Origin of the sequence: Tunicatimonas sp., assembly GCF_049647865.1 — a bacterium.
Taxonomy (GTDB): domain Bacteria; phylum Bacteroidota; class Bacteroidia; order Cytophagales; family Cyclobacteriaceae; genus Tunicatimonas.
The window spans coordinates 1-3021 of the sequence record NZ_JBARYM010000501.1; the positions used below are offsets into that span (position 1 = coordinate 1).

Annotated in this window: 1 protein-coding gene; it reads right to left on the reverse strand. The window is 46.4% G+C overall.

What is annotated here, in order from left to right:
* On the reverse strand, nt 1-2563 hold a 2563-nt coding region (locus WBA23_RS14820), incomplete at its 3' end, for a WD40/YVTN/BNR-like repeat-containing protein (protein ID WP_424583059.1).
* Nucleotides 2564-3021 lie beyond the last annotated feature (458 nt).

Genomic DNA, 3021 nt, shown 5'->3' on the forward strand with positions numbered 1-3021 from the left:
CAAAAGTTTTTGCGCCGGGGTAATGCATATCCCACACAAACCGGTTGAAGCCTTTCTCCACTTCCAATTTCCCCTTCAGCGGATCTTTGCTTTCCGCCTCTTCAGTAGTGCTAAACTCCCGAATCAGGGTTCCATCTTTTTCTTGTATTTGTAACACAACCGCCTGAGTAGTATCCGGTTCTTCCGCTAATACAAAATGCACCAATACTCCCCCCGGATGGTTGGCCCCTGCTGTTAGTGAAGGGGCAGCTTGCTCGCCACCCATTCGGTAACTATCCATTGGTTTATAGAGGTGATAACCATTACGCTGAAAGTCTTCTTGCAGTGCTTGGTCGCTAAGCTGGTGCAGAGGAGTTAAATCATCAATAATCCAGAAGCTTCGACCTTGCGTAGCCGCGATGAGATTATTGTTTTTAATCGTAAGATCGGTAATCGGAACCGTAGGCAAATTCAATTGTAGTGGCTTCCAGTTAGCACCATCGTTAAACGATACGTACATCGCGGTTTCAGTTCCGGCGTAGAGTAACCCTTCCTGCTGAGGGTCGGCGCGAACCACTCGGGTGAAGTGCTCCGCTTCAATGCCATCAGTAATTAAATCCCAGCTTGCTCCGTAATTGGTAGTTTTGTAGAGATATGGTGTGAAGTCACCCATTTTGTACCGGGTTCCGGCTACGTAGGCCCCGCCATCTACGAAAGGATGCACATCAATGCTATTCACCATCATCCACTCGGGTATTCCAGAAGGCGTTACGTCATTCCAATTTTCGCCCCCGTCCCGGCTGATATGAATAAGCCCATCATCCGAACCGGTCCAAATGACTCCTTCTTCCCGAGGTGATTCTACTGCGGCAAAAATAGTGGCGTAGTATTCTACCCCCGTATTATCTTGGGTAATTGGTCCCCCAGAAGATTTTAGCTTAGAAGAGTCGGCCCGAGTAAGATCCGGGCTAATGACTTCCCAGCTTTGTCCCTCATCGGTAGAAACATGCAGGTGATTAGAGGCGGTATACAACTTATTAGGATTATGTGGGGAGTAGAAGATTGGGAAATTCCACTGAAAGCGGTACTTCATACCTTCGGCTCCGTACCCCATCGGATTATCGGGCCATACATTGATAATGCGCGATTGTTCATTTTCATGATTTACTCGCGAAAGAAATCCGCCGTAGCTACCCCCGTACACGATCTCATCATTTTCAGGATCGATTGCCAAATGGGCACTTTCTCCTCCCGCGGTGGCCTCCCAATGATCTTCACCAATTTCGCTACCATCTGAACGATGCAGTACTCGCAGGGTAGAGTTATCTTGCTGAGCCCCGTAAATGCGGTAGGGGAAATGATCATCGGTAGTTACCCGGTAAAATTGCGCAGTAGGTTGATTATGATAAGTTGACCAGTTTTCTCCCTGGTCAACACTTACTTGGGCGCCACCGTCGTCGCCAATAATCATTCGCTGATTATCTTCCGGGGCAATCCATAAATCATGGTGATCGCCGTGGGGTGCTACCGAAGCTTCAAAGGTTTTTCCGCCGTCTTTAGATTGATGATAGCGCACATTCATTACGTACACAATATCTTCATCCTGTGTATCGGCGTAAATGCGAGAGTAGTACCACGCCCGTTGGCGTAAGCTCCGCTCATCGTTCGTTTTCTCCCAAGTAGCCCCAGCATCATCCGAACGAAATACTCCGCCGTTTTCAGCTTCAATAATGGCAAACACTCGCTCTGAATTCACCGGAGAAACCGTTACACCAATAATTCCTAACGGTCCATCGGGCATCCCTTTGTTAATAGAAATTTCTTTCCAAGTATCGCCACCGTCGGTACTTTTCCATAGCGCCGAACCTTCGCCTCCACTGGATAAACTGTAGGGAGTACGCCGAATTCGCCAAGTACTAGCGTAGAGTACACGCGGATTATTAGGGTCCATTGCTAAATCTACAGCTCCGGCATCTGGGTTAGCGAACAGTACTTTTTCCCAGGTTTGTCCCCCATCTTTGGAGCGAAATACCCCCCGCTGATCGTTGGGGGCAAACAGATTACCCATTGCCGCTACGTATACTAAATCCGGATTCTTTGGATGAACGCGAATTCGACCAATATGCCGCGATTCATCTAACCCCATCGATTGCCAGGTTTTTCCGGCATCGGTGGTTTTCCATACTCCGTAGCCGTAAGAGACATTTCCTCGAACGGTTTTTTCGCCTCCGCCAGCGTAAATCACATTATTATCGTATTCACTAACTGCTACTGCACCGATAGATCCACCGAAGTATCCATCCGAAATATTTTCCCAGGTTTGTCCTTTGTCTTGTGTGCGCCAGATTCCTCCTCCGGCAGATCCAAAATAAAATAAGTTTGGTTGACCCGGTACGCCGGTTACCGCGCAGGAGCGTCCGCCCCGATAAGGTCCAATCGAGCGCCACTGCATACCGTGGTATAAAGTGGTATCAATTGCCGGAGGGGTTGATGGGCTCTTTCTATTACGTTGGGCGGAGCTGTCTGACCAAGCGAGGCAGCAAAGACCAAAAAGAGCGATCAAAACAGAAGAGAAGTATCGCATAGGTTTAGGTAATTTGTAGATAAAACAAGCAGCTAAGATAATAGAAAAGCCGGTGATGCCGCAATAATCACGGAAGCAATTACTCCTCAATCTGAGGAAATTTTTTCCTCTTGGGTTAGTAGTACTGCCTAAATTTAACCTAATTTAAGCGTTGACAGGATTATTTCATGGCCTTAGCTAGTCATTTGCTGATTTTTTGAACCTATATAATTTTTTCGTGAAAAGCACTGCACTTAGCTTGTAATTATGATCATACACGATGTCTATACTTATGATAAGACGTTAGAACCGCGCTATTCAACATAATTTTTATGAATAAGTTGAAAAAGCTCAGTAAGTTATTAATGAAGTTTAAAAAGAGTGAAGCGAAATAGCAGCTCTGTAAGTAAAAACTTTCAGCGCAATGTTGAGCAGTTGTTTGAAGATCTAAACAAGACTCAGAAACCTAATCTCAAGCT